Below are 24,618 nucleotides of genomic sequence, written 5' to 3'. Positions count from 1 at the left end.
GGTTTTAATGCAGAAGTCCGTACCCAATTGCAATACTTCCGATCACGGCGCAATAGATTGAAAAGTAGGAAAGCTTGCTTTTTTTAACGAGAGAAATCATCCATTTACAAGCTAACAAACCCGATAAGAAAGCGGCTATAAAACCAGCAGCAATGGGTGCTATTTCAGAAGATTGAAAATTTAAATCACCACTTAAAAGATCTTTCCCAATTTTTCCAAAAATTAAAGGAACTACCATTAAAAATGAAAATTTTGCAGCCCTTGTTCTGTCGACTCCCAATAAAACGGAAGTAGAAATAGTTGCTCCTGATCTTGAGATCCCTGGCAACATTGCAATTGCTTGTGAGATTCCGATGAGCACGGCATTTGGAAATGAAACTTCTTTTTTTGTGTTTTTTGCCTTGTCAGCCAGCAGCAATAATAAAGCCGTTAGCAATAACATCGTGCCTACTAGCAATATTTTTCCTCCAAAGAAAGATTCTAATTCTTTTTCAAAGAGCAACCCTATAACCACTGCAGGAAGCATAGAAATCATAATTTTTAGTGAAAACTTCGATTCGTCATTCCATTTGAACTGAAACAGTCCTTTAAAAATTTCTATAATTTCTTTTCTAAAAATTACCAGAGTACTTAATGCCGTTGCAAAGTGCAAAACTACGGTAAATGTAAGGCTCTCTTCGGGTAGCGAAGTGTCTCCTAAAATCACCTTTGCCAATTCTAAATGTCCACTAGATGAGACCGGTAAAAACTCTGTCAACCCCTGAATTACTCCGAGAATGATCGCTTCTAAAATATCCATACTTATTTTTTAGGACTGGTTAAAATTGCGTAGATTTCAATTCCAAAACCAATAATCACCAAGGTAGGTGCCAAACGAATGCGCTGCCAATTGTAAATTTCTTCGTTAAAAACAGCGGGATTATCACTACCTCCACCAGCCATAAAAATAAAACCCAACGCAATAAAAACAATGCCTATCGTCATAAAAATATAGTTCCGTTTTCCAAAAATAAATGCTGGTTTTTGACTCTTTTCTTCTTTCATATCCTTAATAATAAAGTTCGTCTGTTCGTAAATTTAAAAACCGTTGTGTGGCAAAGAATGTGCTCAACAAAGTGATGACAAAAGCTGCAAATAAAATGCCCACAACTAAATACGCCAATACCATATAGTCTTTTAACAGTCCGAGACTCGGTGCAAAAAAGTCCAAGTAATACACAACAACACTCATACCAACTAAAGCTAAAAAAGCTCCTATAAGACCTAGTTTCACACCTTGCCAAATAAATGGTTTGCGGATAAAGCTCTTTGTAGCACCTACCATTTGCATGGTTTTTATATTAAATCGTTTTGAATAAATGGTTAGCCTAATCGCACTGTTGATCAAAATAATTGCAACCAAAGCGAGGAATCCACTTAAAACAAATAACCAAAATCCAATTCTTTGTATGTGCTCTGTAATTAAATTAATTAAAGGTTTGTCGTAAGAGACATCGGCCACAAAAGCATTTTTAAGAAATCGTGTTTCCAATGCCTCCATTTTTTCTGGAGTTACAAAGTCTGCTTTCAAATAGATATCAATGCCATTTTTCAGAGGATTTTCTCCGAGGAAAGTTAAAAAATCTTCACCAATTTCTTTGCTGTAATTTTTTGCTGCCTGTGCTTTCGAAGTGTATACAACTCTCCGTGTAAAATCTTCTTTTGCCAAAGCGTCTTTAAACGTATTTATTTGCTTTGTGCTCACCTTGTCTTTTAAAAATAGGGTTACCGCTATTTTCTCTTTTACTCTGTTTGAAACCGTGGTTGACTTTAAAAGAACCAAGCCTAAAATTCCCAACATAAAAAGCACTAAGGCAATGCTAATTACGACCGAGATATAAGAAGATGCCAAGCGTCTTTTTTGATAAGATTCAAATTTTGAAGACATGTACTATAGTTTCAATTTGACGGCAAGATAATAATTAGTACTCATTTTACCCACACTGTTTACAGTATTTAATACCGGCCTTTTTTCACGTTTATACGGGATACAAAAAAGCATGCTTTTCTGCGTAAAATTACAAAGTAGGCGTGTGGCTCACGATCTCTTGACACAATTCTATCAACACTCCATTTGTTGTTTTTGGATGTAAAAAAGCGACCCATTTGTTGTCTGCTCCTTTTTTAGGTTGGTCATTTAAAACAACAAAACCAGCTTTTTTAAGCCTTGTGATCTCCGCTTTGATATCCGCCACAGCAAAGGCAATGTGATGCACACCTTCTCCTTTTTTAGCAATAAACTTGGCAATGGGACTTTCTGGGTTTGTAGCCTGTAACAATTCTATTTTATTAGGACCCTTTTTAAAAAAAGATGTTTTTACGCCTTCTGATGCCACTTCTTCTTCTTTATAGTGCACCGCGTCAAATAAAGAAGCAAACAGTTTGTTTGACACTTCTAAATCTTTTACAGCAATCCCTATGTGTTCTATTTTCTCCATACCTCTTCTAGTTACTTTGCAATGATAGTGATATTATCCAATTCATACGTGCCATCAAAATAAACATTACCACTTCCCCTGTATCTGAAAGCAATAAAACCAGTTCCAGTATAGGCAGATAAATTTACAAAAGTAGAATGCACCCAATTTTTATACCCTTCGCCATTAGCGACAATCTTAGCAGGTAAAACGTTCCATGCTGCCCTACTAACCGTTGCAACAGTGCCTTCCCAGTCTGTAGAAATTAAAACTTGTAAATCACTTCCATTCGCAAAACTATTGGAAGTTTCAAAAGATAAAAATTCTTCTGCTGTGCCGTCTAGATAAATGCCTTTTGTAAGCAGCCAAGTACTTGTATGTGCATCTCCAGAGTTTTTTGAACCGATTCTTGCTGCCTTGCTTTGTGAGTACGTATCAGAATAGGAACGCCAAGATTTAGTCCCTTCTTCTCTGTAGTTTATCCAATCTGTGATGTTTACTTCTCCCGAAGCGGTCTCAAAATCTTCCGACAGCAATGTCATTGGGAAATCGCTTTCAGAACGTGTGGTGCACCTTTCATCAGTCATCTTGACATCTTCAGAGGTATTTAAAACCAAAACTAAGAAATGCCCGTTGTAATCTTTAGCGACTACCGCATAGATCGAACCACCTCCCATTGGCAAGGATTTATTTGCAAAACTTGCGAAGGAACTCGTTTCTAGTAATAAATTTGCATACCCCACGCTCTGACAGGTCTGTATTTTGCGCTGCGTATCAAAATCTTCTGTAGGATCTGCATACGCTTTCCCCTCTAAAACGATTGGAAAAACAAGCCCTTTTACACAGACAAATGTTCCAATATCTGAAGCGTTTAAACCTGCTAAAGAAACTTCTTTCGGAACAATAATCGTGGTTTCATCAGATCGAAAAAAATGGTTCTTCATCTGATTTAAGGCAACACTTTCTATTTCCTTTTCGTCTGTAGTACTTACTTTCCCTCCAATAGTGCATACGCCATCACCTGTATTTATTTCTCCGAGATACAAGTTTTTCAAGCGAATATAAAGTACTCTACCCACATTGAATTTATTATAACTATTGGTTAAATTAATTGCAATCCTAATTCCTGCTGTGGGATTTTCGGGAGCATCTTGCATGTAAAATTCTCTAAAATAATTTCCCTTTGCATCCGAAGAAATAACATAGCCCTTGACCACAATATTGGAAACTATTTTAACAGGCTCTTTCCCCGAAACACAGAGCCTTTTTAAATCTTTTATTGATTTTAATTCTAACTGATTGTTTTGAATGCTATCTAACATTCCCGCTAATTTTAAATTTTCTTCAGCACCTAAATTTTGAGGCACGGCGTACTCCCCGTCTTGAACACAGGCATTAAAAAATAGACTTGTTACCAAAACTAGAATCCATGGGGTTGTTTTATTTATTTCCATTTTGATTGGGTTTACTTTTTTAAAAACTAACACTTGCATTTAAAAAGTAGGTAGTCCCACGTCCATACCAATACTTATTGCCAAATACTGGTTTCTTTAAGGCCTTATCTTCTTTTAACTGCGTGTAATTTGCATTTCTCCCTTGTTCAAATCCACCAGACTTATAGGCTGTATTTAACAAGTTGTTTATGGTTCCAAAAAAACTAATGTAATATCCTCTGATCTTCCAAGATTTTCCACCCACCATATTCACCACTTTATAGGCATCAAATTTTTCTTGTTGTACGAGTTCTCTCGCCAGATCTAAATCGTAATTTGGAAATGTTAAACCGTCTTCTGCAGTATAAAAATTGCTTGATCTTGTCAAAGGTGCAATGTCTACAAACGTATTGCTAAAGAAGTTTAAAGTACTGCCAACCCACCAATAGTTTGGATCTCTGTATCCAAAACCCACAGAATATGCATTGTGAGGTCCTGCAGCAATTTTATAATTTTTTAAGTTGGAAACATAGTCTCCTGATCGCCCATTTTCGTCAAAAACACCCTCATTTGTGCGGTCTGAAGTAAGATATAGATTGGGGTCATTTGCATATGTAAAACTGCCCACAGCAGCAGCTGCTTTTAATTTTATTGTTGCGGTCACCTGTGCTTCTATGCCTATTTCTAAACCCATATGTTTCTTTTCAATACCCGTCAGTATCTCTTGAACGAAGGCCGTATTATCTCCACCAACGCCATCTCCAAAATAAAAGGAAATTTCTGTTGCTTCCCGTATTTTTGCATAGTATCCCGTTACGCGAGCCGTTATTATTGGACTTCTTCTAATGTAACTGAGGTCTATAGAAAGTGCTTTTTCACGCTGTAAATTCTCTACAATATTGTTGTTTTCTCGCGAATTAGAAAAAGAGTTTCTTAGCAATGGCGCCTGTGTCAAATACCCTGCTTTTACGTTGATCAAATTGCGCCCGTTCAGTTTATAAGTAGCACCAGCTTTAATCCCATAGTCTGTGAAACTCAACACTTCTGAAGGACCTAAAGAGCTGTTCTCAAAACGTCCATTTTGATACAAACCTGTTCTTTGATTTGTTGTCTTAGAAAACTTGGCCGCTAAAAAAAAGTCTGTTTTATGGTATTTAAACTGTGCTTGTACAAATGTCTTTATTAAAACTGAGCTTAAATCAAAGTTGTACTTAAAAGCATCACCAACTGCCACAACTCTATTGGGGTTTGCAACATCATTTTGCATTTGAGCCGCTGTTTTTGCAAAATTATTGATATCCAGATAACCAACTCCTCCTAACAGGTCAATGACCTCTGCAAAATTATGAGAATTTAATTGCTTGTATTCTATTGCCGCGTTGAGTGCGATATTGTTATTTATAGCGGTATTGTAAATCGTATTTATAGTCAGTTGTTTGTCGTCATTTCTATCCTCATATAAAATATATGCGCTGTTTAACGCGGCAGTGGCATTGGTGCTGTTCGCATCAAAAATTCGCCACCAATCTATCTGCCCGTTGTCCATGAAATTTTCTTGCGCAGTATAGGCTTCAGATAGCTTGTTATTTCTTAAAAAATAACTGGGTAATTTTTGATAATAGGTAGGACTGGGACTTGCACCTCCGTTAAAATCTAAGCGACTGTTTCCAATTTTACCAAACTGATAGGCAATGTTTGTTTGCAGGCTCGTTTTTTTTGAAATATCCCAATAATGGCTGAGCATAAGTAGGGGCTCTGCAACCTCTTTAATTCTAGAGTTTACTTTACGCCCATGTAAACCACCCCAATATTCATTGTACGCAATGCCCTTTAAATCAAATACCTCTTGTGTGTTTGGAGATGACTTTCCCCTTCTATTTGGAGTAAAAATTCCAGTAAAATTAAGACGATGCCGGTCATTTATTTTCTTTCCTATAGCGGCAAAAAACCCAGATGCGTTGTAAGTCGTTGCTTCATTAAAACCCTCTTTCCCCGTCCTTCTGCTTCCCGAGAACGTAAAGACCCAACCCTTTTTTGAAATGCCCGTTGTATGGGTTACCATGACCCTATGCACATAACTCCTATTAGATGAAGAATAAGAAACCCTAGTTCCAGGACGCTGTTTGGATGCTTGAGTGTTCATATTCATCGCCCCCAAAAGACCTCCAAAAGTAAAATCGGAAACCGCCAAACCATTGCTAAATTCTTGATTTCTCAAAACATCGTTTAGACCTCCCCAATTTCCCCATTGTGCTCTGCCATCGTATATTTTATTCATTTCGACCCCATTCATTAACACCTTTCCATTCCGAGAATCTAAGCCTCTTATTCTAAAAAAAGAAGCGCTAAACTCAAAAGCCGCAGTTCTTAAAAAAACATCTTTAGTAGCTTGTAACAACCCTGAAATATTATCTGCTGCATTAGAATCCGCATTTAACTCATCGTCTGTAATTGTGATAATACTCAAATCTTGTACTTGCAAATACTCCTCAAATAATAAAATAGTTCCCAGATTTACCACGCCTGTAGAAAATACAATTTTAAAATTCTGAGTTTCAAATTCAGGATCACTAATTTCCACCATATAAGTACCCTCTTTGAGAACTTCAAGAACAAATCTTCCATGGGTATCCGTTCTCGTTGTCATGGTTGTATTTTTAATCCGCACGAGCACATTGGAAATCGGATTTTCAGAGACACTACTTAGTACTGTGCCTTTTAGTAAATTTTGTGAGTTCAGGGATCCTAAGCATGCTACAAATAGCACAATTAGCGCAGTCTTTTTTTTCATAACACACTCTTTTTCATAATTATAGCGTTCTAAAGCTAGTCTTTTAAAAACGAAAAAAGCTACTATTTTCGCTATTTTATTTTTAATAGTGCTTAATATTTTTTAAATTTATACGACAAAAACAAGCAAAATGAGGAAGAAAATTGCGCTATCCCTGCTTCTAATAACAAGTCTATGTGCTGCGTACGGTCAAGAAAAAAAGTATGCCATCCGCACCGTTGCATTTTACAATTTAGAAAACTTATTTGACACGATCAATGATCCAACAATGAACGACGAAGCAAGCCCGATGATGGAATTAAAGTTCAACAGATCTGCGGTGTATTGGGATAAGATTGAAAAACTAGCCAGCACCATTGCACAAATAGGATTGGAAAAATCAAAAACAAGTCCTGCAATTATTGGGGTTGCAGAAGTTGAAAACCGGAGTGTTTTAGAAGACTTAATAAAATCAAAATACCTGATAAAAAACAATTACGGGATCATACACTACGACTCTCCCGATAAAAGAGGTATTGATGTAGCATTGTTATATCAAAAGAAATATTTTAATCCTGTGTTTCACGAAGTTTTTAATCCCAATATGTATCGCGAAAACAAAAAAGTATTTACGCGAGACCAGTTATTGGTTTCTGGTTATTTGGACAACGAATTCATTCATCTAATTGTTAATCATTGGCCTTCACGAAGCGGTGGAGAAGCAAAAAGTAGGCCCTTACGAGAAAAAGCAGCCTATCAAAACCTAAAAATAATTGAAAAAATTAGAACGAAAGATGACTGTGCTAAAATCATACTTATGGGCGATTTTAACGACGACCCAATAAATTCTAGTTTTAAAAAAGTGCTCAAAACAAAACGAAAAAAGAAAAACGTCGGGAGAAATGATCTTTACAATCCATATGAAAATATGCATCGGAAAGGATTGAACACTTTGGCATATCGCGACAATCTAAACCTTTTTGATATGATTTTAATTTCGTCTCCTTTCTTAGACCACGGAGAAAAAAATTTTTCCAGTTACAAAATGTATCAGGCAATGATTTTTAACAAACGGTTTTTAAGCGATACCAAAGGGAAGTACAAAGGCTACCCTTTTCGCAGTTTTTCGAATGGAGGCTACACAGGTGGATACTCAGACCATTACCCGGTATATATCTATTTAATCAAAGAACAATATCGGTAACTATGAGACTGCCCTTTGGAATGCTGTGACCAATACACCACATTTAAAACTTGGTGGATGTTCATTTTTTTATTATTTTTAGAGCAGTAAGGATGGTAAATAATTATTTACAAACTGTCTTTTTATCTACTGAGCGCGCACAGCCCCTATCATTAATAAAACAAAAAGTATCTGATAAAAATGAAAACTACCCGCCAAAAACAATTGAGAATACGCACATTCGCAAGTTTGGTTTGTTGCTTGATTCCCTTTTTAATCTGGGTTTTATGGGTTTCTATTTTTAATTTAGAAACAAACCAAGCAAAAAGGATTGCTATTTTTAAAAGTTACTTTCCAGATTTTCTGAATGGAAGGTGGACTGTAACTTTGATTGGTCTCTTTTTTTGCGTTTTAGCCATTGGTCTCAGCAGTACTTGTTTGCATAAAACAAACAAAAACTGGAAAGTAGTTCCTATCTTAATACTCCTATTTAGCAGTCTATTATTAGTATTGAATTTATTTTCAATGCTATAATTTTATGGTTTCACAAGCTCTAAAAAAAAACAGTGGTCTGTGAAAAAGCTTAAACGTATCCCTTTTCACAAATAAGCAGCAATAAAAGGATGCAAGAATACTTAGATGTTTGTATTCTTTACACTAAAAAAGACCATTCAAACTTTCGTTCAAACAGCCTTTTTCTACTAATCCTCATTCAAATAATTTTATTCTAATTTATTGTCTCCAGTGTTTGGGTTATAGACATAATTAAAGGAATAATATCTACCGTTTTCTGCTTTGGAAGCATCATTATCTTTGTAATAACTTATAATTTCTATTTTTGCATAGTGCCCATCGTTTGTTTTCACCACAATTACTTTTCCCGCGATTGGGCTAATTTGATTTGTTTGTCGATTGTACGTGTACCACCCATTTCCACTTCCTTTCGTCAATGCATAAGTATCCGTAGCGTCTTGTTTAAAGGCTGTTGACATTGGGGCTTCTACAATACTTCCAAAAGTCCCTGTTTCTAATGCTAAGGCCCCATTTCCTGTTCTCATTGGCTCATCTGTTAAACCAATTTCCGATCCCCCATTTACAATGATTGAAGTTCCTCTGAACGCAATGTCCCAAAGATCATTAGACACTACTGTTCCCAATCGCAAACTAAATTTTGTAAAATCTCCAGACTCTGACGGCGGATTTACACTGTAATCTGTGGTTAGTGGCGCATGAATATTTATTACTGATTTAAGCGCTACGGGCTCTAAAACTATCTCCTCATTATTGTTGCAAGCACCTGCTAATAAACCTATAAATGCGATTCCTATAATTGATTTTAAATTTCTCATTGTTTTAAATTAAATTGATTTATGTATTAATTGTTGATTATAAATTGAAACGTACGCTCGTATAAAAACTCCTTCCTAAAAATAAAACAGCGTCTGTATTTTGAAACTTATTTTTATTTTTTAAACCTTTTTCATTGCCGATGTTATCGATGCCAAACTGCAAGTTCATGATCCCGAAAAAAGTCTTTTGAATTGAAACATTTACTTGTGTATTTCCCGCAACAAAATCATCATATCGGTCTATAATATTTTGACTGTTATTGGTATCAAATAAGGCATATTTACTTCTGTAGATAGCTCTAATATTTGCAGAAAAATTGTGCTTTAAATTGGTATAAAATAGTTTTGCATTCGCCGTATGTTTAGACCTATTAGAGAGGCCAAAATATGCCTCTTTTTTCAAAATTTCTGATGGCGAATTTGGCGTTCTTCTTAAAAAAATAGTGCCCGCTTCAATTTTTCGAATGTCCTCTTTATCTTTCGCTTCTAAATATTGATACCCGCCGGTAAACCGAACATTCTCTGAAAACTTATAATTGATATCAAACTCAATTCCTTGCGTAAAAACCTGATCTCTATTTTCGTAATAAAAAACAGCCGTCGTTGGTCCTAAATCTGCTACCCCTCCAGGAAGCGCAACTGTATTTATCAAATCTTTGATATCGTTTCTAAAAATATTGGTGTGTATTTTCAAATTAGCAATGGGTTTTATCTCCAACCCAAAATTATAACCAATCGCATTCTCTGGTTTTAAATCTTTTGAAGTTGCTTGCACATTTGGCGCGCTTCCATATAAATTGTGCAAAGTTTGAGTTCCTAAAACTACGTAACCACCAGCAGCGTTATTGAAATTGAAAAATAACTGTCTAAAATCGGGGGCTTTAAACCCATATCCTACAGATGCTTTCGCCTGTATCCAGTCGTTTATTTTATACGTAGATGCAATTTTAGGACTGAAAGCAGATTTGTATTTATTATGACTGTCAAATCTTGCACCCACAACAACATTCATTCTTTCTATTGGATGAAAATCAAATTGAGAAAAAATGTATTTTGAATTGAAAGTTTCTTTCTTTCCAAAAAAGGTTCTGCCTAACGCATCAAAATTTATTCCGATTCCACTGATCACAGTGCTGTTTTTAAAATTTGCGGTTGCTCTAATTTCTGGTCGTGTTAAGGTTTGATTAAAAACGGCTACTTCGCTATTAAACTGACTTTCAGTTTTAAACTTCGTCGTGTAAAAAGTATACTCAAAATCCCAGATATTGTTCATTTTGTGCCGCAATTCAATATTGGAATTCCAATCCCTTTGAAAATTGCGTTCTGCTTGCTCTTCGTAAAAGTATCTTTGAGAGGCGACCAGGGTTAATTTCTTAGAAAAATCATAAGAGACCTTTAAATTACCTGTGTAATTTTGATAAGCTTCTGTAGTTTTAACAACTGTTTCTGGACTTAAGTCAAATCCACCACTTGAATTAAGATTGATTCCTGCAACCAAACTCAGCTTGTCTTTTCTAAATAAGAAATTTGTATTCAAGTCTAATTCATTTCTTGAGCCAACTCTTGTAAAATATCGAATATCTCCTTTTGAAGTGTCTTTTTCCAAGTGCTCTGTAATAATATTGATCACACCCCCCAGCGCTTCCGAGCCGTATAGAGAAGAGGTAGGTCCTTTTACAACTTCTATTTGTTTGATGTTATTTACCGTGATTCTATTCAAATCTAAATTTCCAGAACTCCTTCCTATTACCGGGACTCCGTCAATCATAACCATCACATATTCAGAGGACAAACCTTGCATTTGCACGCCAGTAAATCCACTTTGATCCGTTGCAAAGTTGATTCCTGTCTGTTCCAATAGGATTTCTTTTAATCTTGTTGTTCCCGTATTTTGAATCTGTTTTTTTGAAATTAAAATAACAGGCATTGGTACCGTAGATAATTGCCGCATTGTCCTGGTCGCAGTCACCACAATTTCATCCAAAGTATGCAGGGTTAGCGTATCTTTTATGACCGCTGTATTTTGGGAGAAACAGGTGAAAGTAGTTACTGAGAAAAGTAGGGCTGCAATCCTATTAAGAAACATTCTTGGTAATTTTCAACAAATATATTACCTTATTCTTATTCAATCTAAATAAATACTATATTTTTGTAAAAAACTTGTACTCTCAAAAAATTAGAAAATGAAAATAATAGCAAAACTTTTACTCCTTACAATCGCTTTCTCTGTAAATGCACAAAGTAAGAAGACACAAGATAGAAATGCCATTAAAGAAATGTGTGGTTGTTTTGAAGTCACTTATAATTTTATCGAAACATTTAATTATACCGATGATGCTTCTTACAAACCCTCTGAAACGAAACTTAGCAGAGGTTTAGAATGGGCAGGCTTAATTACGGATGAAAATAACAAAGTTTCCATTCAGCATATTTTACAAGTTGGTAATCCTGAAAGTCCAATGACTGTAAAACACTGGAGACAAGATTGGTTGTATCAAAATACAGACTTTTATATGTACAACGGAACGAATCATTGGGTGTTCGAACAAAAGGAAAAGAAGGACGTTCGAAAACAATGGACTCAAAAAGTATATCAAGTTGACGATAGTCCACGATATGAAGGTTCTGCAACCTGGGTTCATGTAGATGGAAAAAGTTATTGGGAAAATACAACTACCGCACCTTTACCAAGACGAGAGTATACCAAAAGAAACGATTATAACATCACACTAAGAGGAAACCGACATGAAATTACAAGTAGTGGCTGGGTACACGATCAAGACAATCGGAAACTACTTCGTGAGGCAGGAAAAGAAGATGTAATTATAGCAAATGAAAAAGGATACAATACCTACAAAAAAGTGCCTGAAGAAAGATGTAAGGTTGCAAAAGAATGGTGGACTGCAAACAATTCCAAATGGGAAATGGTTCGCAATAAATGGAATGAAATCTATACCAGAAACACCGATTTATCGTTAAAAATAAATGTTGATAACAAGCCCTTATACAAACATTTATTCTCTGAAAAAATAACAGAAAAAGAAGAAATGTATACCATTATAGAATCTTTTGTTCAAAAATAAAATATGAAAAAAACAGTAATACTATTTCTTTTATCCACTCTTTTCGGCAGCGCAAGCTTTGCTCAAAAACCAAATATTTTTCACAGTAGCGATTTTTGGAAAACCAATCCTTCAGTAGTGGAAATTGAAGAACAAATTGCAAAAGGAAATGCTATTTCCGCACTCAATGAGAATGCTTTTGATGGCCTTGTATATGCCATTCTAGAAGACGTGGATGCGAGTACAATCCAATATTTACTTTCAAAAAAAGGCAATCCTGTTCATAAAAAGACACATGATGGGAGAACGTATATTTTTTGGGCAGCCTATAAAAATAACTTAAAACTTATAAAATATTTAGTTGCTAAAGGTGCAAAAACAAATCTTATCGATAGCCACGGGTATACTGTTTTAAATTTTGCTGCATCCGCAGGTCAAACCAATATAGAAATGTATGATTATTTAATTAAAATGGGAGCGAACATTCACACGGACAAAAACCACAAAGGAGCCAATGCACTTTTACTTGTTGCGCCCCATTTAGAAAACTTCAATTTAGTGAAGTATTTCTTAGCGCAAGGAGCCTCTTTAAAAGATACAGATACAAATGGTGCAGGCCTTTTTGAATACGCTGCCAAAGGCGGTCACATTTCTTTTCTGAAAAAATTAATCGAGGAAGGAATTGATACTGGTGCGCATGCCATGATTTTTGCTAGCCAAGGTCTAAGAAGAAAAAAAAACAACTTAGAAACTTACAAGTTTCTTGAAAGCGTTGGTGTACAACCCAATACTGTTGATGCATCTATTAAGAATCCGTTACATGCCATTGCCTACAACAATACAGATTTAGAGACCTACCGCTATTTTATTTCAAAAGGAGTTGATGTGAATTTACAAGATCATGAAGGAAATTCTCCCTTTTTAAATGCTGCAAATAGCAATACTTTAGAAGTTGTCGTATTCCTATCAAAAACAGTTAAAGATATTAATTTAAAAGATGTGAACGGTCGCAGTCCCTTGGCAAAGGCGGTACAAAGGAACAGTACAGATGTAATTCAATTTTTATTAGAACAGAACGCTAATATTACCGCTGTTGATGCCAAAGGAAATTCACTTTCCTATTATCTAATTCAAACTTTTAATGCCGATGACCCTGCCAATTTTGAGGAAAAACTAGCACTTCTGCAAAAAAATGGACTGGTTCTTAACAGCCCACAAAATTCTGGAAACACTCTTTTACACCTGGCAACAGAAAAAAATAATCTCGCACTCTTAAAAAGAGTAAGCTCTTTTAACATCGATGTAAATAAACAGAATGAGGAGGGTCTATCTGCTTTGCAAATAGCCGCAATGACCTCTAAAAACCTCGATATTATGACCTACTTAATAGGTATCGGTGCTCATAAAAATATAAAAACGGCTTTTGATGAATCCATTTATGATTTGGCTTCAGAAAATGAAGCACTACAGAAAAACAATCTTGATCTGCAATTTTTAAAATAAGTAACCACCATGAAAACACGTAAATTACTAGCAATTCTACCCGTATTTCTTTTTCTTTTAACCGCTTTATTCAGCTTTAAAAAAAATACCCCAACAACCGCATACAAATGCCTAATTCAAATGAAGAATTATAGTGGCGAAGGAGCGTATGTAGTCATTTCTTTGCTAAATGAAAAGGGCGCTTATGAAGAAACTTTATTTGTACAAGGAACGGACGATGAATGGTACTTTGACATTAGAGAATGGTGGGATTTTTACGGAAAAAAACGCTCGGACATAGACGCAATCACTGGCGCAACTATTAGTGGAGGAGCGCGCGCAATTAATAGTATTGCCATTCCTAACGATGCCTTAAATAAAGGATATAAAATCCGTTTTGAAACTGCTGTTGAAGATCAAACATACTATAAAGATGACGTAGAATTTGAATTGACCTCAGAAAATATGAGCGCAAAAATTGAAGGCAAAGGTTTTATCAGATACATAAGAATGATGCCGCAATAAAACCAAAAAAATGACTATTTCTATATGGAGATATAGCCATCTCACCTTGGCTATTTCTTCTGCTTTATTTATCACAATCGCTGCACTTACAGGAATTATTTTAGCTTTTGAACCCATTTCAAATAAACTAAAACCCTACGCACCAGAAGCTTTAAATACTATTTATATTGCTGAAACTATTGGGGTTCTACAAGCAAAATATAAGGAAATTGTGACCATAGAAGTTGACGAGAATGAATTTGTTTCAGCATCCGTCATAACAAAGAAGGGAGAAAGTAAAACTTTTTATATCAATCCAAAAACAGGAGAGAACATCGGAAGCACCATAGAGAAATTAGGTGTTTTTAAATTTGCTACCACCCTACATCGTTCTTTATTCTTAAAATCTACAGGGAGAATTGTAATTGGATTTATTTCTTTTTTACTTTTTTTAATTGCTAGTACTGGGCTGCTTTTAATTGCTAAAAGCCAAGGAGGTATTCGCAAAATATTCTCTAAAATTGTAAAAGAAAATTTTCATCAATATTATCACATAATATTGGGTAGACTTTTTTTAATTCCAATCGTGATAATCACATTAACAGGAGTCTATTTGTCCTTTGGAAAATTTTTATTGCCAAACGAAAACACAAATAACATTCAAGAGTTAACCCATACAAAAAGAGCCAATATCGCAAATATCACAGATTTTGAATTTTTTAAAACTAAAAAACTAAAAGACATTCAGAAAATTGAATTTCCCTTCTCCAAAGACCAGGAAGACTATTTCTTTGTTAAAACAATTCAAAATAAATACCAGATTCACCAATTTAACGGACAAATAGTCCGTCAAACAAAACGCGGATTTGCTCACTTAGTAGCGTATTACAGCTTAGTTTTACATACAGGGAAAGGCGCTATTGTCTGGGCCTTCGCTTTATTAATGTCGTGTTTTGCACTCTTATATTTTATATTCTCCGGATTTTCAATGCTCCTAAAAAGAATGAAAATAAAAACAAAAATATTAAATAATACAACCAAAGATGAAGCTGAAATCATTGTTTTAGTCGGTTCTGAAACGGGGTCCACCTTCCCATTTGCACAGGCTTTTGAAAAAGCGCTTTCAATGGCAAATAAAAAAGTATTTGTTGCTACCTTAAATGAGTATTCAACTTACGAAAAAGCCAAAAACCTCGTTGTTTTTACAGCTACTTACGGTGCTGGAGAAGCCCCTTCAAATGCTTCTAAATTTTTAAAACTACTCGAACGGATACCACAAAAAAATGAGTTGAAATATACTGTAGTTGGTTTTGGCTCAAAAAAATATCCGGGCTTTTGTACGTTCGCAGTTTTAGTACATGCCTCTTTACAAATTCAACAAAAATATACCCCTGAAATGCCCCTATTTAAAATAGATAATCAAAAAATAAACTCTTTTAAAAACTGGGTAAATGAATGGAGTACTCTACACGATCTTAATTTAAAAATCGATGAAAAGAATGTTTTAGAAAAAAATAAAGAGGCTTCTTTTAATGTTGCTAATCGCACTAAAATAAATATTGATAGCACTTTTTTGATTTCATTAAAGCCAGATACTAAAATGCAGTTTACCTCTGGAGACTTGTTAGCAATTACTCCCAACGGAGACAACAATTCGCGGCTCTATTCGATTGCTAAAATTGACAATAAAATACTGTTGAGTGTTAAAAAACACGAATTTGGAGGATGTTCTAGCTACCTGAACGCACTCCGAAAAAATGACTGCCTACCGGGGCGCGTTCAGCAGAACGAAAATTTTCATTTCCCAAAGAAAGTAAAAGACGTACTCTTAATTGCGAATGGTACAGGAATTGCCCCCTTTTTGGGGATGATTCAAGAAAACAACGCTGTAAACATTCATTTATTTTGGGGAGGACGCACCATAGAATCGTTCGCTATTTATCGCGAATACATTGTTGCTGCCTTAAAAAACAAAACACTTACTTCTTTTCACGCAGCGTATTCAAAGGATCAAAAAAAATATGTGCAAGATCTGTTAGAAGATCAAACAGCCCTCATTGTCAGTACCCTAAAAGAAGAGGGAGTTGTGCTCATTTGCGGTTCTCTAAAAATGCAGTTCGCAGCAGAAAAAATACTGCATAAAATTGCTTTAAAAGAAGTAAATATCAATATCGAAGAATTAAAAGAAAAGAAACAAATAAGAACAGACTGTTATTAAAAATCTACATATGTGTCAAAAATCAAAAATAATCTCGAGTGTGAAAAATGGTGAATTATCTATGTGCACAGGTTGCCATAATTACAGCCTTATGTTTAACAATGTAATTTTTCAATTTGACAAAAATCAACTGCTTAAATTTAGAGAATACGTCTCTAATATAAATATTGACTATTGGTTACAATATGGGTCTTGCACAACGCAAAGAAGAAAAATTCCAATACAAACCTTCCATGAAAATTTAGTTTTAGTTTTCGATCTTTTTGAAATTAATGAATTGAAAAAATTATTGGGTATTTATAAGTTAGACAAAAATGACATTCTATCACCAGAAGATATCGATTATACTTTGGTGTTGAATTAAAATTTTGTCTCCTTTTTATCAAGTTTAAAAAGATGAAACGCACTAAATTGATTGTAGCTGCGTATTCGAGCGCAAAATAAAAATGCGTAAAGTCTGTAGGTACAAGATCTAAGAATCTAAGACCAGCTTAAGCTCACATTTCTAAATATAAATAAACTGCTAAAATGTAGCACCGTAGTGCCATAATTTAAATAGATAAAAGCTCACAGAAATAAAGTTCAAATTATCACACTAGTTGAGCCGAAGTGCATTTTCTCCGGTGATTTGCGAGCTTCGAAAGATGCACCTTTTTAGAATTAGTAAAGCTGTAATATTTAATAAAGAGAATATCCTAAAATAGAAAAACCCGAAACTTTTAAAGTTTCGGGTTTTTTTGATAAAAAATTATTGCCTTTTACAAAATAGAAATTAATCTCTAGGAGATTTAAATCGATAATGTAAGTATGTGTAAGCATCTCTAGGTATAATTGTGATCCACTTTTTATGTTTTAAATACCATTTAAAACGAATAGAATTTACGCCTTTTAATAAATAAGCAGCAATAAAAGGATGCAAGTGTAATTGGATCTTTTTATTCTTTGGATTAGAAATAAATTTTTCTAAATCTGCTTCTATCTTGTCTAATAAGACAATTGGCGCTTCTACTTCTCCATTTTTATTTGGATTGGCTTCGGTAGTTTTTATACTCAACTCTGGGCGCACCCTTTGTCTTGTAATTTGTACCAAACCAAATTTACTTGGAGGTAATATTTTGTGTTTTGTTCTATCAAAAGCCATTTGCTCTTTCAGATGCTGAAACAGTTTATTTCTGTTTTCAACTTTGTGCATGTCAATAAAATCTACAACGATAATACCGCCCATATCACGCAATTGTAATTGTCGTGCTACTTCAGTCGCTGAAATTAGATTTACTTCCAATGCGGTATCTTCTTGAGATCCTGCTTTGTTAGATCGGTTTCCGCTATTGACATCAATAACGTGTAAAGCTTCTGTGTGCTCTATTACTAGATATGCACCTTTGCTCATAGAAACTGTTTTCCCAAACGATGTTTTTATTTGTCTTTCAATTCCGTACTTTTCAAAAATTGGAACTTCAGACGTGTGCAACTTTACTATTTCTTCCTTTTCAGGATAAATTTCCTGTAGATATTCTTTAATTTCTACTTTCAAAGTTTCATCATTTGTTACAATACTTGTAAAAGATTCATTCATAACATCTCTTAATATTGAAGATGCCCTATTTAATTCGCTCAAAATTTTTGTTGGAGTATTTGTATTTGCAATGCTTTTACACATTGTTTTCCAACGATCTAATGAGTTTTGCAAATCTTTGTCTAATTCTGCTACCTTTTTTCCTTGGGCTACAGTTCTTAGAATCACACCAAACCCTTTTGGTTTTATGCTTTTTGCCAATCTTTTTAAGCGTTCTTTCTCTTTGGGATCTTCAATTTTTTGAGAAACTGAAACTCTGTTCGAAAAAGGAACTAAGACCAAAAATCTCCCTGCTATCGAAAGCTCTGAGCTTAATCGAGGTCCTTTGGTTGAAATTGGTTCTTTTACAATTTGCACTAACAGGTTTTGCCCTGTTTTAAGTGTATCGTTAATACTACCGTTTTTGTTAATGTCTTCCTCAAATCGGAAGTTCTTTAAAGTGAATTCTTTATACTTACCTGTGCTTACTTTCTTAATGAATGCGTTTAATGAGTTTACCTGCGCACCTAAATCGTGATAATGTAAAAATCCGTCTTTTGGATACCCTACATTTACAAAGGCTGCATTTAAACCTGTTAACACCTTTCCTATCTTGGCTAAAAAAATATCGCCAACAGAAAATTTGTTTCCAGTTGTTTCATTATTTAATTCAATAAGTTTCCCATCTCTTAATAAGGCAAAATCAATATCAGATGAATTTGAACGAATTATTAATTCTGTTTTCATACTGAATTTGGTTTTAACACTGCACTTTGTTGTGCAGATGGATTAATACTGTCAGGTATTTGTAAATACCGTGAGAAGATTTACTGCTTTACACCGCAAGCAAATCTTCGAATGTCAATGAACTTTTTTTGTTAAATTGATTTTTTTCGCTATTTAATAAACGAAAAAGTAAGCGGGTGCTTACTTTTTCTTGTGTCTATTTGCTCTAGCTCTTTTCTTTCTTTTGTGTGTAGAGATTTTTGCTCTCTTTCTTTTTTTACCGCTTGGCATAATGTTTCGATTTTTTTAAAATCCGTTAGGATTTAGATTATTACTGTTTTATTTAACAGCCACTTTACTTTTTACACCTTCTGTAAAAGTTTTGGCTGGTTTAAATGCTGGAATATTATGAGAAGGAATCTTGATAGTTGTATTCTTAGAAATATTTCTACCAGTCTTCTCTGCTCTTGTCTTGATAATAAAACTACCAAAACCTCTTAAATATACGTTGTCGCCATTTTCTAATGCACCTTTTACTTCAGTCATAAACGCTTCTACAGTTGCCAAAACATCTGTTTTTTCGATTCCTGATTTGTCTGAAATTTTAGATACGATATCTGCTTTCGTCATGTCTCTATTTTTACTGTTTTTTAATTAAATTACCCCTAAAAATGCGGAGGCAAATATATGATAATTAATCAATTCCAAAAAGATAAAGGCTTAAAATTATGTGAATTTTAAAATGTAATATTGCAAATCTATATTTTATTGATGAAATTTTCTAATACATTAGTTTACTGGTACTTACAAAACAATAGAGAACTGCCTTGGCGTAAAAGCAAAAATCCCTATTTTATTTGGCTAAGTGAAATCATGTTGCAGCAAACAAGAGTTGCGCAAGGTTTGGGATATTATTTAAAATTTACAAGCACATTTCCAACTGTTTTCGACCTTGCAAAAGCAGAAGAAAGTACCGTTCTAAAAATGTGGCAAGGTTTGGGGTATTATTCGCGTGCGAGAAACTTACACTTCTCCGCAAAACACATCGCACAAGAACTAAATGGCGAATTCCCAACATCGTACGCAGAAATTATCAAACTAAAAGGCATTGGAGATTATACAGCCTCTGCCATTGCATCGATCTGTTTTAACGAACCTACGGCAGTTGTAGATGGAAACGTTTACAGAGTGCTTTCTCGCTATTTTGGCATTAAAACAGCCACGAACTCAGCTTCCGGAATTAAAGAGTTTAAAACACTTGCACAAACGTTGATTGACCCTTCACAGCCCGGAACCTACAACCAAGCACTTATGGATTTTGGTGCACTGCACTGTAAGCCACAGAATCCGCTTTGTGTAAGCTGCCCGTTTTCTGACAGCTGCGTGGCCTTAGAAAAAAAACTAACAAAAGAACTGCCCGTAAAAGACAAAAAAATAAAAGTAAAAAAACGTTATTTTAACTTTTTAGTGATCAAAACAGCAAACAATAAAACAATCTTAACCGAACGAACAGGGAAGGGAATTTGGCAAGGACTGTATCAATTTCCTTTAATTGAATGCGAAAAAACTGTCAATCAAAAAGAAATTATTGATTCAGAAGAATTTGCGAATTTGTTTCCTGACGAGACCACGCTATCACTTTTCAATTCAAAAGAAATTGTACATAAATTATCGCATCAACACTTGTACACTCAATTTTGGATTGTAGAAACCAAAACCCTTAAAAATGCTGATATTCTTTGGGAAAATATTCAAGATTTCCCTGTCCCCGTTTTAATTGCGAACTTTTTAAAGGCTTTTGAAATCGTAAAGTAATTTATTTTACAGACGAATAACTCCCATTTTTATACTTTAAATTTGTACTTTTAAGAAAGACAGTTTGTATCGCATCTCTTTTCGCAACCGTCGAAAACTATTTTAGCAGACCTTACAAAATCTAAGAACTCCAAGAAAACTGAAAATAAAATGGCAGCAAACTATGTAATTGATTGTGCTGGGAATAAAGTACTCTCAGGGGATGCCCTTTTTTCATCAAAATGTTGGGTTGGTAATAGCAGCGATTATCTCGAAGTAAATAATAAATTTATAATTTCTGAAGCCGTCAATTGGCTCCACATTCCAAAAGTAGCTATTTTAATACCAATTTATCGCTCAGGTACCGATTTTTTAGGCACCCTGAAGACGCTTAGTGCTCAAAACTGGTCACAGCCACAAAACGTGGAGATTATACTTTCCATAAATCAACCTCTCGGACCTATTGATGCGTTAACTAAAGCCAGTTTAAAGGCAGCCAAAACATATATCAAAGCAAATAATTTAAGGAGCAACACACCTCAAGTTCGGCTTATTTTTGAGAGATTGGCGGGTGGTTTAGCGGAAGTTTATCAAAGAAGTTTCTCAACATTAGTAGCCCGCATTCGCAATAGTGTAAATGCTCGTAAACTTAAAACCAAACAAGAAAATGCCTTGGCAATAGGCGCCCTAATGGAGTCTACTATTTTCGCAATCATAGACGACGACCAAATCTTAGTAAATAACAATTCTTTACCCGCGGCTTTAGAGAAACTACAAGCTGGTACATCCGTTATAATGGGTCAAGTAAAAATCACAAAAGTAACTACCTCTTTTCCAGAATGGGATGCTATTATTGCCGATATTATGAACCTGTTTTTTAAATTTAAATACGAACACGGCACTGCAATTCTCACTCCTCGTGCTTTGATGGTTTCCGATCTATTTCACCAACCCACCCTAAAAATTGGCGAAGCGTATGCCGATCAAATTTGGTTTGCCGCAGCCGCAGCTAAAAAAGAGCGACTGTTGGTAAAGGTAACCACTACTTTAGAGCACGAAGTATATCCTAGTAACGCAAATATGGCAGCGAATCTCGCTAAATTCTTAGCGTCTGGAACCCCTAAAAATGCTATAGATATTTTCAAAAAGATACGAACAGCTTACAAACAATCCGCAGAAAAACTAGTGTATTCAGTGCATGACATCGAAAAACTAATTGCTTCACTTGAAACCCGCAACAAAAAAAATATTGAAAATTTAGTTCAACAAATGCTTCAAAGATAAAAATAACAAAAAGGGATATAAACAATATTTAAAAAAGTAAAAAGGCTCATTGCGATTAAACGTGCTTACTAATTGGAACTTTTTTTTGCAAGAAATCTTCTTGTTTTAAGCATTATGTATCAAAGGACACAGCTACAAAACATACAAAATATTGCTAGATGGCTTATCGCTTGATTACAGCAATTTTTTAGCAACGAAATACCTACACATCAAGAGCATAAACTCTACAAATGGGAGAACCCATTCGTTCCACACAAAATGAAGCAATTCTTAAAACCTTCTTCTAAATACCCAAACCTTTAGAAGCTCGCAACCTTCTTGGGTATTGTTTTATTTCGTAAATTAGCTTTTTTAAATAGGCAACAGAATTATACGACAATTTTATGGCAGGATCAGTAAACAAAGTAATACTCATTGGCAATTTAGGAGATGCTGTAAAAATGCATTATTTCGATGATAAAAACAGTGTTGGTCGCTTCCCAATAGCAACTTCAGAAAGCTATACCAACAAACAAACAGGAGAAAAAGTAACCACGACCGATTGGCACAATATTGTCGTGCGAAATAAATTAGCTGAAATTTGTGATAAATACCTATCGAAAGGAGATAAGGTGTACCTCGAAGGAAAACTAAAAAACAAACAATGGGAACAAGACGGCGTAAAGCGCTATGCGACAGAAGTTATTGTCACAGAGATTACCATGCTAAGTACTCAAAAAAGCTCAGAGCATAACGCAACTCCTGCGCAACAAAACACCCCGATTTCGGCAGCAGCAAAAACAGCGGCTCCCGATGACAACAACGACATCCCCTTTTAACCTTTATAAAACTTTAACCTTGGACCCAGACCCCGAACCTTTATTTTCTTTGCTCGCTTCTTTCGATATAATGATTGCTTTAAATGCAATTGTTTTAATTCTATTACTCATTAGCTCCGCATTAATTTCTGGCTCTGAAATTGCTTTCTTCTCTCTAAACCAAACCAATATTAATGAACTTTCCAACAATGGAAAAGAAGAAAATATTGTGGTTAGTTTGCTAAAAAAGCCTCGGAAATTATTAGCAACAATTCTGATCACCAACAATTTTATCAATATTTTAATTGTGCTGCTTTTTACCTCGTTTGCAGAAACGTTATTTGGCAGTTTTAACGTGAACTTAAACTTTTACTTCTTTGAGGTACCCGTTCGGTTTCTTCTTGAAATCATCCTAATTACCTTTTTAATACTTTTGTTTGGAGAAGTTTTACCCAAAGTATATGCATCTCGAAACGCCTTGCGTTTTGCCAAAACAATGTCTAAGTTTATACACTTTGTAAGTGTTCTATTGTCCCCTTTTAGCATGCCTCTAATTGCAATTACCAAGTGGATTGAAAAGAAATTTGGCAATAAAGCAAGTAATTTCTCGGTAGAAACCTTGTCTCAAGCATTGGAACTCACATCACAGAGCGCCACCAGCAAAGACGAGCAGAAAATACTACAAGGAATTGTGAATTTTGGAAACACAGAAACCGTGCAAATAATGAAGCCGAGGATTGATATTTTTGCGCTATCAGACAATGAGTCTTACGAAGATGTGCTGCGTAAAATTTTAACAAACGGCTATTCTCGAAATCCTGTTTACAAAGAAAACATTGATACAATTATTGGAGTCTTATATGCAAAAGATCTCTTAGCGCATTTGAATAAAAAAACATTCGATTGGCAAACCTTACTAAGGGAACCCTTTTTTGTGCCAGAAAACAAAAAGCTGGACGACTTATTAGGTGATTTTAGAGCGAAAAAAAACCATTTAGCAATTGTAGTTGATGAATATGGTGGGACCAGTGGATTGGTTACCTTAGATGACGTTATAGAAGAAATTGTTGGAGACATCAATGATGAATTTGATGAAGATGACTTATCCTATTCTAAAATAGATGACAAAAATTATATTTTTGAAGGAAAAACCTCGATCAAAGACTTCTGTAGAATTCTAGATGACGAGGACGAAACTATTTTTGAGGAAGAGAAAGGAGAAAGTGAAACCTTGGCTGGTTTCATCTTAGAAGTTTCGGGAAAGTTTCCAAAAAAAGGCGAAAAAATCACCTTTAAAAATTATACTTTTACCATCGAAGCACTTGATAAAAAACGCATCATCCAAGTAAAAGCGACCAAAAATGCGTAATTTTCTTCTTCTCATTTTACTCTTCTTATTTTACGCTTGTAAAGAAGTTGTTTTACCAAAACCTAAGGCCTACTTAAGCCTTTCATATCCTGAAAAAACATATGAAGACTTAAAATTAAAAAGACCCTACAACTTTCAGGTTTTAAAAAACACAACAATCATTGACATCCAAAACAATTGGCTCACCATTAAATACCCAACACAAAACGCCTCGATTGATATCACCTACAGACCCGTAAAAAAAAACCTGAGAGAATTGCTTCTTGAAGCAGAAAAACTTGTTTATAAACACACTTCAAAAGCAGACCAAATCATGCCAAAAGACTTTGTAAATAAAGAAAAAAAGGTCTTTGGAAGCTTGTATCAAATTACAGGAAATGCTGCTTCCCAAATCCAATTCCACCTAACAGACAGCACCCACCACTTCTTGAAAGGTTCTTTATATTTTTACGCAAAACCAAATTACGATTCTATTTTACCCGCTGTAAACTATATCCAAAAAGATATTCTACACTTGATAGAGACTTTCTCATGGGAAAAAGAATCCCACTAATCCACCCAGAAAAAACACAACGCTGTACCTCAGAAACGATTTAAGTTACCTGCGCGCGTCACTGCAAAATCAAGCTTGTTGCA

At 34.9% G+C, this 24,618-nt stretch carries 21 protein-coding genes; 11 read left to right on the top strand and 10 right to left on the bottom strand.

All coding sequences use genetic code 11. The features are described from left to right. Positions 1 to 4: 4 nt before the first annotated feature. From PI23P_RS04300 to PI23P_RS04275, 6 genes are all read right to left on the bottom strand, one after another. A complete protein-coding gene (locus PI23P_RS04300) occupies positions 5 to 799 on the bottom strand; it encodes an undecaprenyl-diphosphate phosphatase (protein WP_004569521.1) in 795 nt (264 codons plus the stop codon). Positions 800 to 801: 2 nt separating this feature from the next. Next, positions 802 to 1,044: a DUF3098 domain-containing protein gene (locus PI23P_RS04295; RefSeq protein WP_004569520.1), complete on the bottom strand. Its 243-nt coding sequence runs from the start codon at positions 1,042 to 1,044 to the stop codon at positions 802 to 804. A gap of 4 nt (positions 1,045 to 1,048) precedes the next feature. After that, positions 1,049 to 1,927, bottom strand: coding sequence for a cell division protein FtsX (locus PI23P_RS04290; protein WP_004569519.1), 879 nt, complete (start codon positions 1,925 to 1,927; stop codon positions 1,049 to 1,051). A gap of 130 nt (positions 1,928 to 2,057) precedes the next feature. After that, the gene (mce, locus tag PI23P_RS04285; protein WP_004569518.1) at positions 2,058 to 2,477 is read right to left on the bottom strand and encodes a methylmalonyl-CoA epimerase; all 420 of its coding nucleotides are present in this window, start codon (positions 2,475 to 2,477) and stop codon (positions 2,058 to 2,060) included. A gap of 11 nt (positions 2,478 to 2,488) precedes the next feature. Further along, on the bottom strand, positions 2,489 to 3,910 hold the full coding sequence (locus PI23P_RS04280) for a DUF5689 domain-containing protein (RefSeq protein ID WP_004569517.1): 1,422 nt from the start codon (positions 3,908 to 3,910) through the stop codon (positions 2,489 to 2,491). A gap of 19 nt (positions 3,911 to 3,929) precedes the next feature. Next, the gene (locus PI23P_RS04275) at positions 3,930 to 6,680 is read right to left on the bottom strand and encodes a carboxypeptidase regulatory-like domain-containing protein (protein ID WP_004569516.1); all 2,751 of its coding nucleotides are present in this window, start codon (positions 6,678 to 6,680) and stop codon (positions 3,930 to 3,932) included. Between the two features lie 130 nt (positions 6,681 to 6,810). Here PI23P_RS04275 and PI23P_RS04270 point away from each other — a divergent pair, with 130 nt between their 5' ends. Then, positions 6,811 to 7,863: an endonuclease/exonuclease/phosphatase family protein gene (locus PI23P_RS04270; RefSeq protein ID WP_004569515.1), complete on the top strand. Its 1,053-nt coding sequence runs from the start codon at positions 6,811 to 6,813 to the stop codon at positions 7,861 to 7,863. A gap of 701 nt (positions 7,864 to 8,564) precedes the next feature. Here the strand turns inward: PI23P_RS04270 and PI23P_RS04260 are convergent. Together PI23P_RS04260 and PI23P_RS04255 are read right to left on the bottom strand one after the other, a co-directional pair. Then, on the bottom strand, positions 8,565 to 9,191 hold the full coding sequence (locus PI23P_RS04260) for an HmuY family protein (RefSeq protein ID WP_004569513.1): 627 nt from the start codon (positions 9,189 to 9,191) through the stop codon (positions 8,565 to 8,567). Between the two features lie 37 nt (positions 9,192 to 9,228). Continuing rightward, the gene (locus PI23P_RS04255) at positions 9,229 to 11,277 is read right to left on the bottom strand and encodes a TonB-dependent receptor plug domain-containing protein (RefSeq protein ID WP_004569512.1); all 2,049 of its coding nucleotides are present in this window, start codon (positions 11,275 to 11,277) and stop codon (positions 9,229 to 9,231) included. Between the two features lie 97 nt (positions 11,278 to 11,374). Here PI23P_RS04255 and PI23P_RS04250 point away from each other — a divergent pair, with 97 nt between their 5' ends. The 5 genes from PI23P_RS04250 to PI23P_RS04230 are packed head-to-tail and all read left to right on the top strand — an operon-like array spanning position 11,375 to position 16,821. Continuing rightward, on the top strand, positions 11,375 to 12,274 hold the full coding sequence (locus tag PI23P_RS04250) for a DUF6607 family protein (RefSeq protein WP_004569511.1): 900 nt from the start codon (positions 11,375 to 11,377) through the stop codon (positions 12,272 to 12,274). Positions 12,275 to 12,277: 3 nt separating this feature from the next. Then, entirely contained in the window at positions 12,278 to 13,756 is a 1,479-nt protein-coding gene (locus PI23P_RS04245; protein ID WP_004569510.1) for an ankyrin repeat domain-containing protein, read from the top strand. A 9-nt stretch (positions 13,757 to 13,765) separates the two neighbouring features. Further along, positions 13,766 to 14,260, top strand: coding sequence for a DUF2271 domain-containing protein (locus PI23P_RS04240; RefSeq protein WP_004569509.1), 495 nt, complete (start codon positions 13,766 to 13,768; stop codon positions 14,258 to 14,260). A 10-nt stretch (positions 14,261 to 14,270) separates the two neighbouring features. Further along, positions 14,271 to 16,457, top strand: a complete 2,187-nt coding sequence (locus tag PI23P_RS04235; protein WP_026288389.1) for a PepSY domain-containing protein — start codon at positions 14,271 to 14,273, stop codon at positions 16,455 to 16,457. A gap of 10 nt (positions 16,458 to 16,467) precedes the next feature. Beyond that, a complete protein-coding gene (locus PI23P_RS04230) occupies positions 16,468 to 16,821 on the top strand; it encodes a DUF6686 family protein (RefSeq protein WP_238299972.1) in 354 nt (117 codons plus the stop codon). 408 nt (positions 16,822 to 17,229) lie between these two features. Here PI23P_RS04230 and PI23P_RS04225 read toward each other — a convergent pair whose 3' ends face one another. Further along, complete coding sequence (locus PI23P_RS04225; RefSeq protein WP_004569506.1) at positions 17,230 to 18,759, bottom strand: Rne/Rng family ribonuclease; 1,530 nt, start codon at positions 18,757 to 18,759, stop codon at positions 17,230 to 17,232. A gap of 318 nt (positions 18,760 to 19,077) precedes the next feature. Beyond that, on the bottom strand, positions 19,078 to 19,368 hold the full coding sequence (locus PI23P_RS04220; protein ID WP_004569505.1) for an HU family DNA-binding protein: 291 nt from the start codon (positions 19,366 to 19,368) through the stop codon (positions 19,078 to 19,080). Positions 19,369 to 19,509: 141 nt separating this feature from the next. Between PI23P_RS04220 and mutY the strand changes: the two genes are divergently transcribed. From mutY to gldD, 5 genes are all read left to right on the top strand, one after another. Next, positions 19,510 to 20,553, top strand: a complete 1,044-nt coding sequence (mutY, locus tag PI23P_RS04215) for an A/G-specific adenine glycosylase (protein WP_004569504.1) — start codon at positions 19,510 to 19,512, stop codon at positions 20,551 to 20,553. 150 nt (positions 20,554 to 20,703) lie between these two features. Further along, on the top strand, positions 20,704 to 21,816 hold the full coding sequence (locus PI23P_RS04210) for a glycosyltransferase family protein (RefSeq protein ID WP_004569503.1): 1,113 nt from the start codon (positions 20,704 to 20,706) through the stop codon (positions 21,814 to 21,816). A 383-nt stretch (positions 21,817 to 22,199) separates the two neighbouring features. Then, positions 22,200 to 22,634, top strand: coding sequence for a single-stranded DNA-binding protein (locus PI23P_RS04205; RefSeq protein WP_004569502.1), 435 nt, complete (start codon positions 22,200 to 22,202; stop codon positions 22,632 to 22,634). 19 nt (positions 22,635 to 22,653) lie between these two features. After that, a complete protein-coding gene (locus PI23P_RS04200; protein WP_026288388.1) occupies positions 22,654 to 23,982 on the top strand; it encodes a gliding motility-associated protein GldE in 1,329 nt (442 codons plus the stop codon). Next, positions 23,975 to 24,535: a gliding motility lipoprotein GldD gene (gene gldD, locus PI23P_RS04195; protein ID WP_004569500.1), complete on the top strand. Its 561-nt coding sequence runs from the start codon at positions 23,975 to 23,977 to the stop codon at positions 24,533 to 24,535. Before PI23P_RS04200 ends, gldD begins: the two co-directional genes overlap by 8 nt. Positions 24,536 to 24,618 lie beyond the last annotated feature (83 nt).

The sequence above is a fragment of the Polaribacter irgensii 23-P genome (genome assembly GCF_000153225.1).
Taxonomy (GTDB): domain Bacteria; phylum Bacteroidota; class Bacteroidia; order Flavobacteriales; family Flavobacteriaceae; genus Polaribacter; species Polaribacter irgensii.
Note: the sequence above shows the minus strand (reverse complement) of the source record. Positions and strands in the feature narration are given on the sequence as shown.

What these genes read in the sequence shown, in the direction of transcription:
- PI23P_RS04225 (WP_004569506.1), bottom strand. Translation starts at nt 18,759, where the DNA reads ATGAAAACAGAATTAATAATTCGTTCAAATTCATCTGATATTGATTTT.
- PI23P_RS04250 (WP_004569511.1), top strand. Translation starts at nt 11,375, where the DNA reads ATGAAAATAATAGCAAAACTTTTACTCCTTACAATCGCTTTCTCTGTA.
- mce (WP_004569518.1), bottom strand. Translation starts at nt 2,477, where the DNA reads ATGGAGAAAATAGAACACATAGGGATTGCTGTAAAAGATTTAGAAGTG.
- PI23P_RS04260 (WP_004569513.1), bottom strand. Translation starts at nt 9,191, where the DNA reads ATGAGAAATTTAAAATCAATTATAGGAATCGCATTTATAGGTTTATTA.
- PI23P_RS04280 (WP_004569517.1), bottom strand. Translation starts at nt 3,910, where the DNA reads ATGGAAATAAATAAAACAACCCCATGGATTCTAGTTTTGGTAACAAGT.
- PI23P_RS04270 (WP_004569515.1), top strand. Translation starts at nt 6,811, where the DNA reads ATGAGGAAGAAAATTGCGCTATCCCTGCTTCTAATAACAAGTCTATGT.
- PI23P_RS04230 (WP_238299972.1), top strand. Translation starts at nt 16,468, where the DNA reads ATGTGTCAAAAATCAAAAATAATCTCGAGTGTGAAAAATGGTGAATTA.
- PI23P_RS04290 (WP_004569519.1), bottom strand. Translation starts at nt 1,927, where the DNA reads ATGTCTTCAAAATTTGAATCTTATCAAAAAAGACGCTTGGCATCTTCT.
- PI23P_RS04240 (WP_004569509.1), top strand. Translation starts at nt 13,766, where the DNA reads ATGAAAACACGTAAATTACTAGCAATTCTACCCGTATTTCTTTTTCTT.
- mutY (WP_004569504.1), top strand. Translation starts at nt 19,510, where the DNA reads ATGAAATTTTCTAATACATTAGTTTACTGGTACTTACAAAACAATAGA.
- PI23P_RS04295 (WP_004569520.1), bottom strand. Translation starts at nt 1,044, where the DNA reads ATGAAAGAAGAAAAGAGTCAAAAACCAGCATTTATTTTTGGAAAACGG.
- PI23P_RS04275 (WP_004569516.1), bottom strand. Translation starts at nt 6,680, where the DNA reads ATGAAAAAAAAGACTGCGCTAATTGTGCTATTTGTAGCATGCTTAGGA.
- PI23P_RS04220 (WP_004569505.1), bottom strand. Translation starts at nt 19,368, where the DNA reads ATGACGAAAGCAGATATCGTATCTAAAATTTCAGACAAATCAGGAATC.
- PI23P_RS04205 (WP_004569502.1), top strand. Translation starts at nt 22,200, where the DNA reads ATGGCAGGATCAGTAAACAAAGTAATACTCATTGGCAATTTAGGAGAT.
- PI23P_RS04210 (WP_004569503.1), top strand. Translation starts at nt 20,704, where the DNA reads ATGGCAGCAAACTATGTAATTGATTGTGCTGGGAATAAAGTACTCTCA.
- PI23P_RS04255 (WP_004569512.1), bottom strand. Translation starts at nt 11,277, where the DNA reads ATGTTTCTTAATAGGATTGCAGCCCTACTTTTCTCAGTAACTACTTTC.
- PI23P_RS04235 (WP_026288389.1), top strand. Translation starts at nt 14,271, where the DNA reads ATGACTATTTCTATATGGAGATATAGCCATCTCACCTTGGCTATTTCT.
- gldD (WP_004569500.1), top strand. Translation starts at nt 23,975, where the DNA reads ATGCGTAATTTTCTTCTTCTCATTTTACTCTTCTTATTTTACGCTTGT.
- PI23P_RS04300 (WP_004569521.1), bottom strand. Translation starts at nt 799, where the DNA reads ATGGATATTTTAGAAGCGATCATTCTCGGAGTAATTCAGGGGTTGACA.
- PI23P_RS04245 (WP_004569510.1), top strand. Translation starts at nt 12,278, where the DNA reads ATGAAAAAAACAGTAATACTATTTCTTTTATCCACTCTTTTCGGCAGC.